This window comes from Larkinella rosea (assembly GCF_003858635.1).
Classification (GTDB): domain Bacteria; phylum Bacteroidota; class Bacteroidia; order Cytophagales; family Spirosomataceae; genus Larkinella; species Larkinella rosea.
Genome location: NZ_RQJO01000008.1, coordinates 234,478 through 249,461, shown reverse-complemented (window position 1 = coordinate 249,461; position 14,984 = coordinate 234,478). Strand labels below are relative to the sequence as shown.

The window sequence follows — 14,984 nt, the reverse complement described above, 5'->3', positions numbered from 1 at the left end:
CTTCGGGGCGTCCTGCAATCGGTATGACTTGAAACTTATTCTTCGTCTTCTTTCTTCCGGAATTTGATGAGTCGCGTCCGGTTTTCTTCGCCATTCAGGAGTCGGGTAATGTTTTTCTGGTGGGTCAAGACCACAAACAGGAAAACGAGGACACCGAAGACAATCAGCAACGGATGTTCTTTCTGACCAAAAGCCCGCAACAGCAACAACACCGGAAAGGCTAAAGCGGCCATCATAGAACCCAGCGAAACGTACTGTGAAGCAATGACGACAACCAGAAAAATACCAATGCAAACCGCGGCTACTTCGGGGTGAATGGCTAACACCATGCCCAACAATGAAGCAACCCCTTTGCCACCTTTAAAATCCGCCCAAACCGGGAAAACGTGCCCAATGACGGCGACGAGGCCAAAAACCAGTTTAAATGTCAGTATTTCGTGGGTCCCGATCACATCGAAATACCACAGCAGCGAAGATAAAATCGTGGCCGTATAGCCTTTCAGCACATCGATCAGCATCACGATCGTTCCGGCCCGTTTGCCCAGCACGCGAAATGTGTTGGTCGCGCCCGCGTTCCCACTTCCGTATTGACGAATATCTAATCCAAAGAAACCTTCTCCATACCAAACGGCAGTCGGAATGGAACCCAGCATGTAAGCCAATAATGTTGTTGCAATGATCAATAACACGTTCATTCAAGAATCTACCGCTTCGGCGGTGCGACTAACATTGAGTACTAATACTACCAAATTCACCTGAAAAGGTGCGCAGAGACTTAAAAGTAGGGATTCTTGGTGGGTTGGAACAACTTCCGAACGACAAATCTACACAAAAAATGATTTCGTTACCGTTTAATAACACAGAACCCACCAAAAATATTCATTTTACAACATTTTCTCTACATACCCACAAATTTTAGTCCGCGAAAATTTATATTATTTCGTTGAATAATTAAACTCGCACAGACTAAAACTTGTTTACCTCAAGTCATGAATCCGTTATTTTTCCATTGGATGTGCTTTCAACAACTGATCCGGCGCATAGAAATCCTTCTTGCTTTCGGTCGCGGCCCGCACTTTCTTGACCTGTTCCGGCGAAATGGCTGACGCAGTATTCCCGAAGGAATTCCGCACGTAGGTCAGCACGGCGGCCAGTTCGTTGTCGTTCAGCAAACCTCCAAAGGGTGTCATCGGCACCTGACCGGGGTAATTTTTACCCGCCACTTCGATGGGTCCCAACAAGCCTTTTAGGGCAATTTTGATCAATCGTTCTTCGTTCCCGATGACCCAGGGCGTGCCGTTCAGGGGCGGAAAACCGGAAGCCGCCAGCCCTTTGCCGTCGGCCTGGTGGCAGGTCGTGCAATAACCTTCCTTGCCGTAAATTTCCTTGCCCGCGTTGTAGAGCGCCAGTTCGGCGCCTTTCAACGAAGAGACCGTTGCCTTCTCCTTCAGCGGTTTGACGTTCTCGCCTTTCAGGTGGGCCACGGCGGTTTCATAGGCATGCACCATCCAGTCGTCCAGCGGTTTTTTGGCGGCTTCGGCCAGGATTGGCAGCCCTTTCTCCTTGCCAATCCAGGAAGCGGCTACAATCGCGTCCAGACGAACCCGGCTGTTGTCGTCTTTCACGGCCTGCATCAGCAAATCCGCCTGCTCGGGCACCTGATGGCCGGTATAGCGCACCACCTGAACGGCCGCGGCCCGGGCGTGGTAATCCTTGGCATTCAGCATTTGCCGCAGCAGTTTCTGATCGACTTTGTTCATGCCCCAGCTTACCCACAGCGCTTCCAGCACGTGGTGTTCGTAGCGCGGGTCGTTTTTGTCGAGTTTGGCGACCCAGGTGTTTAGTTTCGTCAGGACCTGATTGACATCCCGCCCGCGCAGTTCGCGCCGGGTGCGGTAGCGGGTGCGGTATTCGGGCAGTTTCAGGTTGTCGAGCAGTTCTTCGATCGTGGCGCCGTCGATTTTTGCCGGTTTGACCAGCGGCCGCGACGGATACGTAATCCGGTAAACCCGTCCGTGGGAGTGGTCGCGCAGCGGATCGCGGGCGTTGTGCTGCATGTGGCCGATCAGAATGTTGTGCCAGTCGATCAGGTACAGCGAACCATCGGGCGCAAATTCCATGTCCACGGGACGGAAATTGCGGTCTTCGCTCACCACCAGATCCATGCGGTGCTTGCTTTTGTAACCGGTTCCGTCGTCCACCAGCGTGTGTTCCTTCATGCCCAGAAAACCGATCGTGTTGTTGATCAGGAAATCGCCCTGTAATTCGTCGGGGAAATGGCGGCTGGACACAAATTCCAGACCGGACGTCGGACGAACCCGGTGCGCTTCTTCGACCAACTGAACCGATTTGTGGGTGGCCTGGCCGTAGCGCGGCAGCACCGATCCCGGCATCATCCAGCGCACATCCGGGCTGGACGTTTCGGCAAAAAATGGCTGTCCCCAGTCGTCGAAGGCAATCCCCCAGGGATTCGGAATCGAGAGCTGGGCGGTTCGCTCCAGTTTGTGGCGCTGGGGCGTGTAGCGGTAAAAACCGCCGTTCGTCGCCCGAACCGGGCCGTAGGATGTTTCCACGTTGGTATGCAGAAAAACCCCTTCGCCCGAATAAATAGCTCCCGAAGGATCGACGCAGAAGGCGTGGCTGTTGTGGTGGGTGTCGTGGTCGTCGTAACCGCTCAGCAGAATTTCCACTTTGTCGGCTTTTTCGTCGCCGTTTGTATCGGTGAACAATTTCAGGTTGGTTCCCTGCGACACGTAAACACCTTCCTTCGCGATTTCAAAACCGAGCGGCAGGTGCAGGTGATCGGCAAAAACCGTCTGTTTGTCGGCCTTGTTGTCGCCGTTCGTATCCTCCAGAATAATGATTTTATCGTTCGGTTTCGTGTCGCCCGGTTTGTAGTGCGGATAACTCGGCATACAGGCCACCCACAGGCGTCCTTTGTTGTCGAACGACATCTGCATGGGTTTGGCCAGATCCGGAAATTCTTCTTCCGACGCAAAAAGTTCAATCTGGTAGCCCGCTGGTACTTTCAGCTTCGCCAGCGCATCCTTTCCGTAGAGATACGTCAGACTCCCGTTTTTCTCCGGATTGAAGTTAGTTTTAACCGGCGGCAGCGGGGACGTGTTTTTGTCCGCAGCCGCGAGGTCCGTTTTCTGCCCTTTCGATGCCGCCAGCCAAACCGCCTGATCGCGGATGTCGGTCATTTCGCGGATTTTCTGGATCTCGGCGGGGTAGTTGTCCGGCCCAAACGGATTGTAGCGCCGACCGTACACGTGCACACCGTTCGGAATTTTGAAGTCGTTGTGCCACATCCAGTTTTTCTCCATCACGGCGTCGTGAATCAGCGCCCGGTTGGCTTCGGCTTTTTTCGGTGCTTTTCCAAAGATCTGATCAACCAGCAGCAAACCCAGCTTTTTGTAGCCTTCTTCGTTCAACTGCGAACCGTCGATGGTCAGATCGCCCGCCGTGCTGGCGTACCACTGCTGCGAAGGCGTGAAGGCATCGACAAAAAGCACCTTGTTTTTGTCGGCAACCTCCTTCATAGCTTTGGTGTACAAGGCCAGATTCTCGTTTTCCTTCTTGCCGTTCGGCAAATCCATCTTGCCCGATAAATCTTCGAACGCGATCGGCGATACAATGGCGAGTTGCGGAGCCGAGCTGCCGTTGTATTTCTGGCTCAGCGTCCATTTAATGAACGCATCCAGTTCGGCTTTGTAGTTTTCCAGCTTTTCCGGTCCCTGAAACGATTCGTTGTAGCCAAAAAAAGCCACAATAATGTCGGTTTTCAGCCGGGTCAGCCACTGATCGGGGGTTTCGAAATGGCCTTCGCTCTGGGAGGGATTGGCGTATTCGGTCTGAAATTTTTCGGCACCGGGAAATGCCCAGGGCGAATTCCGGCTGGCGTGGGGCCGAAAACCGGGCGTGTCGCCCCCGTCGCACATGTTGCGGATGTGCAGCGAATTTTCCGGGTAGCGAACGTGCAGCTCAGTTTCGAAATTGTCGTAATTCATCATCCGCGACCCCAGGTTGTTGCCGAGCAGCATGATGTGCGAACCTTTCTGGAGGGTCAGCGTCGGTGGACCGGTTTGGAAAGCCGTGAACGCGACAAAGGCCAATCCAACCACGCCCACCAGGCCGACGAGGCTGAATATGCGGGATTTATTCATCATTAGTCAATGGGTTTAGCTATGTGAGTTTGGTCACGCAGACGGGCAAAAACCGCTCTCATTTTGGGTGACCGTACGGAACGTTGATGTCAATTTTGCCCTTCCATTTTTTCGGAACCGGTTTGCCCAGCGCCCAGTGGATGCCGTTGATGACCAGGTGCTGGAACGATTCGACCTGAAAATCTTCCGGGTGGCCCATCGTCGTCATGAAAGCGCGGCCGCCCCACTGGTTTTTCCAGGTCCAGGCCACCGGATTTTCGATGTCGGCTTTGTCGGGATTAACGGATTTGCCCGTCAGCAGGAGCGTGGCACCTTTGGCCGGGTAATCGGGTTTGACGCGGTACAGCCAGGACGAAACGTGAAACGAAGGCGCAACACCCGTCAGAATCGGATTTTTGGCTTCTTCCGGAATAATCGTGACATCGGTCGTACTCTTATGGCCGTAGTGCGTGTGTTTGGCCGCTCCGCCCCAGCCCGGCGGACTGCCGAACGCAAATTCACCGAAGGAATTCCAGCGTATCCGGGGGTCACCTTCCGGGTAGTTGAAGGCGTGGGTGGTGGTGCGGAAACCGACGACCGGTTTGCCGGATTTGAGGTAAGCGTCGATGTAGTCCAGTTGTTCCTGCGGAAGCAGCCGCCAGCGCAGGTAAAAAACCGCCAGATCGGCGTCGCGCAGGGCTTCCAGGCCGGGAATGTCTTTTTCGCCGTTGTAATCGGGCACGGATTTCAGCACGGTGGTCCGCATACCGTAATTCTTTTCCAGTTCGGCGGCAATCAGCGGCAGGGTCAATTCGCCACTGTATTCATGGTCGCCCGTCACAAAAACCACATGCGGTTTTCCGGCAGATTTCGGGCGGTTGGCGAGGGCTTCGTTTTCGGCCAGACTCAGCAGGCCGGCGAGTCCCAGCAAGCCGGAGGTCTGTTGCAAAAAAGCACTGCGTTTGATTTTCATGCAAAGTACGGTTTTGGGAAAACTCTTTATGATAAGTCGATCAAGCGCCGAATATACCTATTAATTTAAATTTTAACCGGTTTTCGCGCAGCAAACCGGGCTTCTGCATCGCTCAGGGATGAATGATGCGATACAGAAGCCCGGGCAACCTTTCCAGAAAACGGTTCGTTAATAACCGGTATTTTGTTTCAGCTTGTTATTATTCCGAATTTCGGCCGTTGGAATCGGGAAAAGCAGTTCGCGTTCTTTCAAAACCGGTCCGTACGAAAACTTATGGCCAACATAATTTTCAAACGTTCTGGTCGAAACGTTGAACGCTTTGCGCAGCCGCGCCATGTCGAACCAGGTTTTGTTTTCGAAGCTCAGTTCAAACCAGCGTTCCCGCCAGACGGCTTCACGCAACTGCTCTTTGGTCAGGCCGGTGAGGTTGGGCAGATTCGCCCGGCGCCGGATTTTATTGACGGCTTCCAGCGCATCCGCCGTGGGCCCCGAGGCTTCGTTGGCGGCTTCGGCGTAGGTCAGCAACACCTCGGCGTAGCGCAGCAGCGGCCAGTTCAGATCGCTGCTGGTGGTGGTCAGGTGGGCGGCCGTATCGAAATGTTTGTAAATGTAATAACCGCCGAGATCCACGGTTTTGGTCCGGTTGTCACTCAGCGTGTAAGTCCGGTAATAAAACTGCTTTTCTTCGGCCCGTTTGTCGCCTTTTTCGTATGATTCCACAAACTCCTTGTTGGCAAAAACCGCCCCGGTTTCATCCGAATACGCCGAAATGCCCTGATTATACGGAATGATCGACGTCTGCCAGCCGGATGGCTGAATATTGGCCGCAAACTGCACCATAAAAATATTCTCGCCGATATTCTTTTTGGCCGGATCGTGCAGATCGTCGTACGAAGTAAACAGGCTGTACTGGTTGGACGTAATCACCTCGTTGGCTTTATCGGCGGCTTTCTTGAAATACTCCGCTCCTTTTTGCAGCGGAAAACCGGCCATTGTCAGGTAAACACTCGCTAGCAGCGACTTCACCGCCCCCAGCGACACCCGGCCCGATTTGTCGAGGTACGGCAGGCCCGAGGCTTCAGCCTCCACCAGATCATCGACAATTACTTTGTAAACGGCCTCTTCCGTGGCCTGTTCAGGATAGAGATTTTCGGACGTTAACCCCACCGGATCGGTGATGATGGGGACTTTGCCAAAAATCCGGACCAAATTAAAATAGTACCAGGCGCGTAAAAACCGGGCTTCGCCCAGCGCCTTCTTCTTGGTTGCTTCGTCCATCGCAATGGCCGGTATTTTGGCAATGGCGAGGTTGGCGTTACCGATTCCCTTGTAGCTGGCCACCCAGTACACCCGGCCATATTCGTTGTCGGAGGTGTTGACCAGGTTGCGCACAAAAATGCTGTTGACGGCCTGTCCGAGTTCGGTATTGGCCAGTCCGGTCGCAAATTCGAGCATCATCCACGGCGCCCCGTTAAAACCGCCCCCGGTGGTGGTTTTCAGGTTTTCGTAAATCGAATTGACGGCACTGGTGGCGTGTTCGGGTTTGGTGAAGTAATTTTCAACCGTAAAATTGGATTGATCGGCCTCGTCCAGAAAGTCGGAGCAACCCGCTCCGCTCAACACCAGGGCGGCACAGAGCAGCCAGTGGCTGGCGGTTTTTATCGTTCGTTTCATCGTGATGCAGTTTGGGGGTTAGAGACCAATATTCAGACCGACCATAAATACCCGCGGTTTCGGATAATCGTACAGCGCGACGCCCTGATCGAAGGCATTTCCGGTCGTCGATACTTCCGGATCGTAGCCCGGATATTTGGTACTTAAAAAGAAGTTCTGCACGGAGGCATAGGCCCGCAGGCGGTTCAGTTTTAGCTTTTCGACGGTCGTGGGCGAAAAGGTGTAGGCCAGCAGCAGGTTCCGGCCCCGCAGGAACGAACCATCTTTCACGCGGTGCGTATCCTCGTTGGTGTTGTACCCGGCAGAAACCGGTCGCAACTGGGCAATGGGCGTATTCTGGTTTTCCGGCGTCCAGGCATTCAGCACGGTTTTGAAGCTGTTGGCAATGCCCTGGCGGTCTTCCGCCGAGTGTTCGCTCCGGTACAACACATCATTGCCGGTCATGAATTGCAGATCGACCGTCAGATCGAAGTTCCTGTATTTGAAGGTGTTCAGAAACGTTCCGAACGTTTTCGGAATCCCGAGACCGATGATCACGCGGTCTTTGTCGTTGATCACACCGTCCTGATTAACATCCTGGTATTTGACGTCACCCGGTCGTTTCAGGTATTTGGCCGCTTCCGATTCTTCGGAGGTACTCCACGTGCCCTGGTGCACGAAGCCGAAGAACGAGCCAACCGGTTCGCCTTCCCGCACAACGGTGGAACCGACAAAAATATCGGAGCCGCCGGTGAGTGCAATCACCTTGTTTTTATTGAACGACACGTTGAAAGTCGTGCTCCAGGAAAAACCGTTCGCGTTGACGTTGACGCTGTTCACCGCCAGCTCGATTCCCCGGTTTTCCATGCTGCCCACGTTCTTGGAAACCGTCTCGTAACCGCTGCTGTAGGGAACCGGTGCGCTCAGCAACATATCCGTCGTTAATTTCCGGTACACATCGACTTCCACCGAAATCCGGTTCTGGAGCAGGCCCAGTTCAAGCCCGGCGTCGATCTGGTGCGTTTTTTCCCAGCGCAAATCCGGGTTCGCCAGCCGCCCCGTTCCGATGCCGATGGCGCGGGTTCCGCCGAAAATAACCGAGTAATTGCCCATCCCGGCGAGTGCCTGATAGGCCGTGATTTCGGAGTTCCCCGTAACGCCGTAGCTGGTCCGGAGTTTGAGGTTGGATATAGCCGGAATGCTTTTCAGGAATTCTTCTTCGGTGAGCCGCCAAGCCAGAGCCGCCGAGGGGAAAAAGGCGTAGCGGTTTTCGGAACCGAATTTGGACGAACCATCGACCCGACCGGTCAGCGTTAGTAAGTACTTGTCTTTCAGGCTGTAATTAACCCGGCCAAAGTACGAATTCAGACCGTAAGCCACCGCCGACGAACTGGGTGCCTGGGGGTTGGAACCCGCGCCGAGGTTGTTGAACAAAAAGTAGTCATCCTGAAAGTTCTGCGTGGCCGCTACCGCCGTAAACCGGTCGACGTGTTGCCAGGAAAGGCCCAACAAACCGGTGAACGCATGCTTTTCGGCAAACCGCCGGTTGTAGGTCAGGTAGTTTTCAAACTGCCAGGAATTGTGCCGTTCGTTGGTCACGCTGGCGATACCGCCCTGATTCCGGGAGATGTAATTCAACGTCCGGCCGCTGTACAGATCAATCCGCTGGTTGATGATGTTGGTCCCGACCGTCGTCCGTAATTCCAGCCCTTTGGCCAGATTCAGGTTGGCATATACGTTGCCCAGCATCGTCTGGGTTTTGATGTAGAATAACCGTTCTTTCAGAATGTTGATCGGGTTGCCGCCCCCTTCCATGCCCGGATAGTCTTCATTGCCGCCCCAGCGGCCGTCGGGGTATTTCACCGGAATGATCGGCAGCGCTTCCAGCACCTGCCGCATGGCAATGATGCCGCCACCACCCAGTGGGTCGATCTGGTTTTCGTTCTGGTCGTTGTAGCTCAGGCTCCCGCCCACTTTCAGCCAGCTTTTGATCTGACTGTCAAACACAAACCGCCCCGCATACCGCTTCAGCCACGATTCTTTCACCAGCCCGTTTTCGTTGCGATACCCCAGGTAAACGCCGTAGCTGTCCTTGCCGTTACCACCCGCAAACGACAGTTGGTGGTTTTGGGTGAATGCCTTCTGGAACGCTTCGTCCTGCCAGTCGGTGTTGTACAGCGGATTGCCACTGGAATCGAAAAGCAAGGGGTTTGTGCGTTTGGTTTTGGGGTCTTTGTATTTGCCCCCGGCCCAGCCCACCGGATCGTACTTCTGCGCGTTGACATATGCGATGTCTTCGACCTGTAAAAACTCCTTCGAGTTCAGCAATTCGAGCTTTTTGGGCAGCACGCCGATGCTGAAATCCGTGTCGTACGTCACCCGGCCACCGGTTTGGCTGCCCCGTTTGGTCGTTACCATGATCACGCCGTTCGCACCCCGCGCGCCGTAAATGGCCGTGGCCGACGCATCTTTCAGGACTTCGATACTCGCGATATCGTTCGGATTGATGAAGTCGATGGGCGTGCTCCCGTTGGTCAAACCGGTTGCGTTCAGAATTACACCGTCGATGACGTACAGCGGGTTATTGGCCACGCTCACCGACGTGTTTCCCCGAATGCGGATGTTGGCGCGACCACCCGGACGACCGGAATTGACCGACACGTTGACTCCCGTAATCCGGCCCGCCAGCCCCTGGTTGAGCGAAGCCGCCGGACGTTCCTGCAACACCTCCGCCTTGACGGTTCCGACGGCGCCCGTCAAATCCGATTTGCGTTGAACTCCGTAGCCTACCACCACGACCTCGTTCAGGGTTTTCTGATCGGGCGCGAGCTGCACGTCAACGGTAGAACGGTTGCCAATGACGATTTCCTGATTCACGTACCCAACGAAGGAAAAAACCAGGGTCGTTGCTTCGTCGGGCACATTCAGTTTGTAATTGCCGTCGCCGTCGGTTGAGGTGCCGCGCGTGGTGTTTTTAACTACCACACTGACGCCGGGCAGGGCCTCGCCGGTTTCGCTTTTTACCGAACCGCTGATCGTCCGGTCGACGGCAACCACTTCCGCCGGACTAGCCGAGGACGCCAGGACGGTTGGAGCCTTTTCCGGCAACACGGCCTGCGCCTGCTGTACCGGTTCAATTTCGACCAGCGGAATTTCCAGTTCAGCGGTTTTTCTGGATTTCCGATCGCCCAGAACCAGGTACGAACTGCGGTTTACTTTTTTATACCGAAATCCCAGCGGCCGCAACACGCTGGTCAGGTTGGCTTCCAGACCAGCCTCCGGTTTGAGGGTTTCCGGCATCACGGAAAAGCCTTCCACCGCCCGAAGTTCAAAGAGGATATCGACCTTATACCGGGATTTGAAGTCGGCCAGAACGTCTTTTAGCTGGCGAACCGCTCCGGTAGCGAGCTTCGTGTTTCGCTGCTGCACATGGCGGGCCAGCAGGTCGGACTGCGCCCAGACCGGCGGGTATTCCGACAACAGTAGGGTAAGCAAAAGTCCCGTTTTCGAGACTCTTCGTAGCGAATGAATCATACCTGGATAGGGGTTAACTGGTTGAGATGGTTTGCGTTAATGACTGGTCAATTGAACGTGGTTGCCTTGCCGAACCACGTTGATGTCCAGCAGTTCAGAGATCGATTGCAGCAGCTGATCCACGTTATCAGCCCGAAAGGAGCCCATGAGCACCCGGTCAGCCAGATCGGGGCCTTTGATTTTTACCTGTAAACCGTAATTTTCTTCGAGCAGAAAAGCCACTTCCCGCAACGGGGTTTCTTCAAACACAAACCGCTTTTCGCTCCAGGTCGGGTGCAGCGGCAACGAACGGACCTTCTTCAGCGCGACGTTATTTTGCGGATCGAGCGTGATCAGTTCACCGGGTTTCATCGTCAGCTGTTTGTAGGTTGTGCCGGACTGGTATTGAAACCGCACCTGGCCTTTGTTGAGAACGACTCGGGCTCCGCGTTTGCGGGCAAAAACCGTAAACTCGGTGCCGAGTACGACTACTTGGCAATGGTTGGCGGTTTTGACTACAAACCGGGTGTGGTTGGCGGTATGCGTCACCGAAAAATTGGCTTCCCCCGTGAGCAGCACGTGGCGCGTCCGGCTTCCGAATCCCCAGCGGGGTACTTTCAGTGCCGAATTGGCGTTTAGCATCACCGCACTGCCGTCGGACAACCGGAAAGATTGCGTTTCGCCAAAACCGGTTTCGTAGGTCTTATACTGAAGTTCGTGCCGAAACACCAGCGCACCCAGCCCCAGCAAAAAGAACAGCGAAGCGGCTACCAGCCAGCGGGTCCAGGGGGGGCGCTGCGGATTCAGGGGGGCGGGGGTAACTTCCGGAACCTCCTCCGAATGGGGGTTTTCGGCCATAAAAGCCATGTATCGCTCTTGGGCGGTTTCGGTAGATGCCAAGTATTGTGGATGGCTGTTTTCCCATTCTTCCAGCCATTCGTAATACAGTTCCTCGTTTTTTTTATCCCGCAACCATTGCCCGATAAACTCCCGCTGGAGCGGAGAAGCCGATCGGTTGAAGTAGCTAAATATCAAATTTTTGTTGACTTCAGATTCCATATTTCATCATACTATTTGTTCGAAGGAAGGGTCAAACGAGCGGTTTTCGGCCGGAGTTGCCGCCCGCGAAATCAGAGGAAAAGCGAATGTCCGATCACGGAGACGAGCATCAGCCAGTAATCTTTCATCCCTTTTCGGACAATGCTGAGGGCTTTCACGATGTGGACTTCAACGGTTTTGACGGAAAGCCCCAGTTCCGTGGCAATGTCCTGGTATTTTTTCCCTTCAAACCGGCTCATGAAAAACACTTTCCGGCATTGCGGGGGCAGCGATTCGACCAGATCTTCCACTTTATGCACCACCTCTTCAAATTGCAGTACCTGATCCGGCCGCTGGCTGAGCGCGCCCTCCCGAATTTCGGCGGTCTCGATACCGTCCAGTTTTTGAAATTCCAGCCGGAGGTAATTGTAGGCTTCGTTCCGAACGCTACGGAAGAGGTAGTAGCGGTACGACGAGGTGATGGTCGCGTAGGCCTTCGTCTTCCAGAATTTACAGAAAACGTCGCTCACCAGGTCTTCGGCGGTTTCTTTTAAATAGACAAACCGGACGGCGTGACTGCACAAGGCCTGGTGGTACCGCCGAAACAGCAGCTCACAACCTTTCCGGGGACTTTCGTCGAAAGCCCGGCGGATGAACAGCTCGCCATCGTTGAAGGCCGGGGTTTCGGGCTGAAGTTCGTCGTCCAGGCTGGAAGACGCCAACGGGCGGGGCTGCCCCTCCGGGGGTTGACTCGGGAAATCGATTTGTTGGCGAATTTGCATAGTCCGGGCTAAAACCTACCTACTCCCTTAAAAAGTCAATCTTATATCCATAAAGACAACTTTTCGCAAAATTCACCTTAGTTGAATTTAAAAAAATCTGAAAAAAGTTAAAAAAAGGCACTGAATTATCAGACAATGGATTGATTTTCAGGGCAGGTAGCGCACCGGGGAAATTCCATCTTTAAAAAATTTGAGACGAAACGTTGTAGGTTGCGTCCGTGAAGCCGTACAGCCCATCGCCAGGACTTTTCCAACCGCCGTCGAATCCCAGGAATGATAGTCTATTTTCTCGTGGGGCTTCCCGTTTTTCAATTCATACGTTCCGCCACGCCGTCGAACGCTTTTCTGCCACGCCATTTATCGGCATACCAGCCCGAAAACCAGTACCCATCACGAAAACCTTGATCACCGTAACCGAGTCGCGTTTTTTCAGGCAGACATATGGCCAAATTTGTAACGTGCCTGGCGATCGGCACCCGTAAGTTTGCTCACTGGCTCGTCGGCAACAAAAGCACTGAGTAGTGTGAGGAAAAACAGAACCCCGCTTTTTTCATTGTTGTACAGACGTCTGGTCGATCGCTCAAAAGTAGCGTCCGGTCCAGTGCCGGAATTGTATAAGGCGACATGTAAAGGAGGGTTCAGGAAATGATATTCTCCGCCGGAAAAGCTATTTTTGGCGGCCAAAGTCAGCGAGGCAATCACGTTCGCTGGTGTAATCTTACTTTCAGGACCTCTGGTTATCCGCTAAAACCGGCACAATATGAGCGTTAAAACCATCAGTATTTTAGGATGTGGCTGGCTGGGTTTCCCACTGGCGGAGAAATTGCTGGACGACGGTTACCTCGTAAAAGGCAGTACAACCTCTCCCGAAAAGCTACCGGGTTTCTGGAAAAGAGGTCTGAAACCGTACCAATTACGCTTCAGTCCGGAGCCGGAAGGCGACGATTTAGCCGATTTTCTGGATACCGATGTGCTGATTATCGACATTCCACCCAAAGCCGGAAAAGAGGGCGACCATTTTCATCCCCGGCAGATTCAGGCGGTGGCCGACGGGTTGCAGAAAACCGGGGCAAAAATACCCTATATAGTATATGTAAGTTCGACGTCCATTTACCCGGATTTGAACCGTGAAATCATTGAAGACGAGGTCGTGACACCCGACCAATCTGCGTCACCGGCGTTTGTCGAAGCTGAACAGATCATTCTGGCATTGGGCAATTCGACGGTTTTGCGGTTCGGGGGTTTGCTGGGCTACAACCGGATTCCGGGTCGCTACGTCGCCGGAAAACAGGGGCTGACCACGGGGGCCGTTCCCGTCAATTACATTCACCGCGACGACGGCGTTGGCGTTATCCGGGCATTGATCGAAAAACCGCAACCGGGGCAAACGTTCAATGTCGTATCGCCCGAACACCCGACCCGGGAAGCGGTTTACCGGCAGAATTGCGCCGACTTTGGTTACGAAACGCCAACCTTTGCCGAACCATCCGAACCCGCTCCTTTTAAAATCATCAGCCCGGCCAAACTGATGGGAACCATTGCCTACTCCTTTCAGTACGAAAACCCGCTGTCGTTTTATTACCAACCCGATTTTCCCCCTATTTCCTGATTTCGTCCGGGCCGGGATACCCTTTTCCGGCCCGGTTCCTTTTTCCAACCCCACGCCCGAATTCGTCGGCCCGACACCGCTCCCTCCTTTTTCTTAATATTCTGTTGTATTTCAGAAATATAGACTCTATATTTGCACTCCCGTTTTTGAACGGGGCTTTTCATGTATAGCGCAAGTAATTGTCTATCAATATATAATCTCCCATAAACAAGTGGATACGTTAAGCTACAAGACCATTTCGGCCAACAAAGCGACGGTGCAGAAGGACTGGGTGGTCATTGACGCGGAAAACCAGGTATTAGGTCGGCTGGCTAGTCAGGCGGCAAAAATCATCCGTGGCAAGAACAAAGCCAGTTTTACCCCCAACGTTGATTGCGGTGACAATGTCATCATCATCAATGCCGAAAAAATCAAACTTACCGGTAAAAAAATGACCGATAAGGTTTATGTCCGTCACACGGGCTATCCCGGTGGACAGCGTTTCCGGACGCCCCGCGAAATGATGTCGAAAAACCCGGCTTTCATTCTGGAACACGCCATCAAGGGTATGTTACCGAAAAACCGCCTGGGCAGCCGGTTATTCACCAATCTGTACGTTTACGCCGGTGACAAACACCCGCACGCGTCGCAGCAACCCAAAGAAGTAAAACTGGACTATTAATAACCTAGAGAATAGACAGTAGACAAGAGATAAAAGAATACCGTTCGTCTCTTCTCTCTTGTCTTTTGTCTCATATCTTAAAAAATGGAACGAATCAACGCATTAGGTCGCCGGAAAACAGCCGTGTCGCGCGTGTATCTTTCGATAGGTACGGGCAACATTGTTATTAACGGCCGAGATTACAAAAATTATTTCCCTACGGAAGTACTGCAAATCGTTCTGAAGCAGCCGCTGGCAACGATCAATGCGCCGGAAGGTTACGATGTAAAAGTAAACGTTAGCGGTGGTGGCATTTCCGGTCAGGCCGAAGCAACCCGGATGGGAATTGCCCGTGCGCTGTGTGAACTGAACCCCGAGTTTCGTCCGGCTTTGAAAAAAGAAGGCTTCCTGACTCGTGATTCCCGCATGGTTGAACGGAAAAAATACGGTCGCGCCAAAGCTCGTCGCCGGTTCCAGTTCTCGAAACGTTAATTTTTATCATTACCGTTTCAGCGTTTACCGTTCAACGAGCGTACTTCCAGTACGGTTTTCGTCGACCGTTCAATTTCAGACCTTAAACGGTTCAATTGTCCAGACCGCACTTGCCTGATGCCGATGTGTGGTGCTGCGT

Annotated in this window: 12 protein-coding genes; 3 read left to right on the top strand and 9 right to left on the bottom strand. The window is 53.4% G+C overall.

Annotation, left to right across the window (positions count from 1 at the left end; translation table 11 throughout):
* Positions 1 to 35 precede the first annotated feature (35 nt).
* The 9 genes from plsY to EHT25_RS09840 form a co-directional block, all read right to left on the bottom strand.
* Positions 36 to 695, bottom strand: coding sequence for a glycerol-3-phosphate 1-O-acyltransferase PlsY (gene plsY / locus EHT25_RS09880; RefSeq protein ID WP_124873957.1), 660 nt, complete (start codon positions 693 to 695; stop codon positions 36 to 38).
* A 303-nt stretch (positions 696 to 998) separates the two neighbouring features.
* A complete protein-coding gene (locus EHT25_RS09875; protein WP_124876070.1) occupies positions 999 to 4,166 on the bottom strand; it encodes a PVC-type heme-binding CxxCH protein in 3,168 nt (1,055 codons plus the stop codon).
* 58 nt (positions 4,167 to 4,224) lie between these two features.
* Positions 4,225 to 5,118 (bottom strand): ThuA domain-containing protein, encoded by an 894-nt coding sequence (locus EHT25_RS09870; RefSeq protein WP_124873955.1) that lies wholly within the window; start codon positions 5,116 to 5,118, stop codon positions 4,225 to 4,227.
* Between the two features lie 168 nt (positions 5,119 to 5,286).
* Positions 5,287 to 6,792 carry a RagB/SusD family nutrient uptake outer membrane protein gene (locus EHT25_RS09865; RefSeq protein ID WP_124873953.1) on the bottom strand — a complete coding sequence of 502 codons (1,506 nt, stop codon included), beginning with the start codon at positions 6,790 to 6,792 and terminating at the stop codon, positions 5,287 to 5,289.
* An 18-nt stretch (positions 6,793 to 6,810) separates the two neighbouring features.
* Positions 6,811 to 10,266: a SusC/RagA family TonB-linked outer membrane protein gene (locus EHT25_RS09860; protein WP_229311490.1), complete on the bottom strand. Its 3,456-nt coding sequence runs from the start codon at positions 10,264 to 10,266 to the stop codon at positions 6,811 to 6,813.
* Between the two features lie 75 nt (positions 10,267 to 10,341).
* Positions 10,342 to 11,343: a FecR family protein gene (locus EHT25_RS09855; protein WP_124873949.1), complete on the bottom strand. Its 1,002-nt coding sequence runs from the start codon at positions 11,341 to 11,343 to the stop codon at positions 10,342 to 10,344.
* Positions 11,344 to 11,414: 71 nt separating this feature from the next.
* Entirely contained in the window at positions 11,415 to 12,104 is a 690-nt protein-coding gene (locus EHT25_RS09850; protein ID WP_124873947.1) for an RNA polymerase sigma-70 factor, read from the bottom strand.
* A 147-nt stretch (positions 12,105 to 12,251) separates the two neighbouring features.
* Complete coding sequence (locus EHT25_RS09845) at positions 12,252 to 12,461, bottom strand: hypothetical protein (RefSeq protein ID WP_124873945.1); 210 nt, start codon at positions 12,459 to 12,461, stop codon at positions 12,252 to 12,254.
* Positions 12,462 to 12,533: 72 nt separating this feature from the next.
* Entirely contained in the window at positions 12,534 to 12,806 is a 273-nt protein-coding gene (locus tag EHT25_RS09840) for a hypothetical protein (RefSeq protein WP_124873943.1), read from the bottom strand.
* A 58-nt stretch (positions 12,807 to 12,864) separates the two neighbouring features.
* On the opposite strand from EHT25_RS09840, the gene EHT25_RS09835 reads away from it, so the two are divergent.
* From EHT25_RS09835 to rpsI, 3 genes are all read left to right on the top strand, one after another.
* On the top strand, positions 12,865 to 13,713 hold the full coding sequence (locus EHT25_RS09835) for an SDR family oxidoreductase (RefSeq protein WP_124873941.1): 849 nt from the start codon (positions 12,865 to 12,867) through the stop codon (positions 13,711 to 13,713).
* Between the two features lie 211 nt (positions 13,714 to 13,924).
* Positions 13,925 to 14,374: a 50S ribosomal protein L13 gene (rplM, locus tag EHT25_RS09830; protein ID WP_124873939.1), complete on the top strand. Its 450-nt coding sequence runs from the start codon at positions 13,925 to 13,927 to the stop codon at positions 14,372 to 14,374.
* 84 nt (positions 14,375 to 14,458) lie between these two features.
* On the top strand, positions 14,459 to 14,845 hold the full coding sequence (rpsI, locus tag EHT25_RS09825; RefSeq protein ID WP_124873937.1) for a 30S ribosomal protein S9: 387 nt from the start codon (positions 14,459 to 14,461) through the stop codon (positions 14,843 to 14,845).
* Positions 14,846 to 14,984: the final 139 nt, after the last annotated feature.

Excerpts from the sequence above, each read along its gene's own strand:
- rpsI (WP_124873937.1), top strand. The coding sequence starts at position 14,459 with ATGGAACGAATCAACGCATTAGGTCGCCGGAAAACAGCCGTGTCGCGC.
- EHT25_RS09835 (WP_124873941.1), top strand. The coding sequence starts at position 12,865 with ATGAGCGTTAAAACCATCAGTATTTTAGGATGTGGCTGGCTGGGTTTC.
- EHT25_RS09865 (WP_124873953.1), bottom strand. The coding sequence starts at position 6,792 with ATGAAACGAACGATAAAAACCGCCAGCCACTGGCTGCTCTGTGCCGCC.
- EHT25_RS09855 (WP_124873949.1), bottom strand. The coding sequence starts at position 11,343 with ATGGAATCTGAAGTCAACAAAAATTTGATATTTAGCTACTTCAACCGA.
- EHT25_RS09845 (WP_124873945.1), bottom strand. The coding sequence starts at position 12,461 with ATGGCGTGGCAGAAAAGCGTTCGACGGCGTGGCGGAACGTATGAATTG.
- plsY (WP_124873957.1), bottom strand. The coding sequence starts at position 695 with ATGAACGTGTTATTGATCATTGCAACAACATTATTGGCTTACATGCTG.
- EHT25_RS09875 (WP_124876070.1), bottom strand. The coding sequence starts at position 4,166 with ATGAATAAATCCCGCATATTCAGCCTCGTCGGCCTGGTGGGCGTGGTT.
- EHT25_RS09870 (WP_124873955.1), bottom strand. The coding sequence starts at position 5,118 with ATGAAAATCAAACGCAGTGCTTTTTTGCAACAGACCTCCGGCTTGCTG.
- EHT25_RS09850 (WP_124873947.1), bottom strand. The coding sequence starts at position 12,104 with ATGCAAATTCGCCAACAAATCGATTTCCCGAGTCAACCCCCGGAGGGG.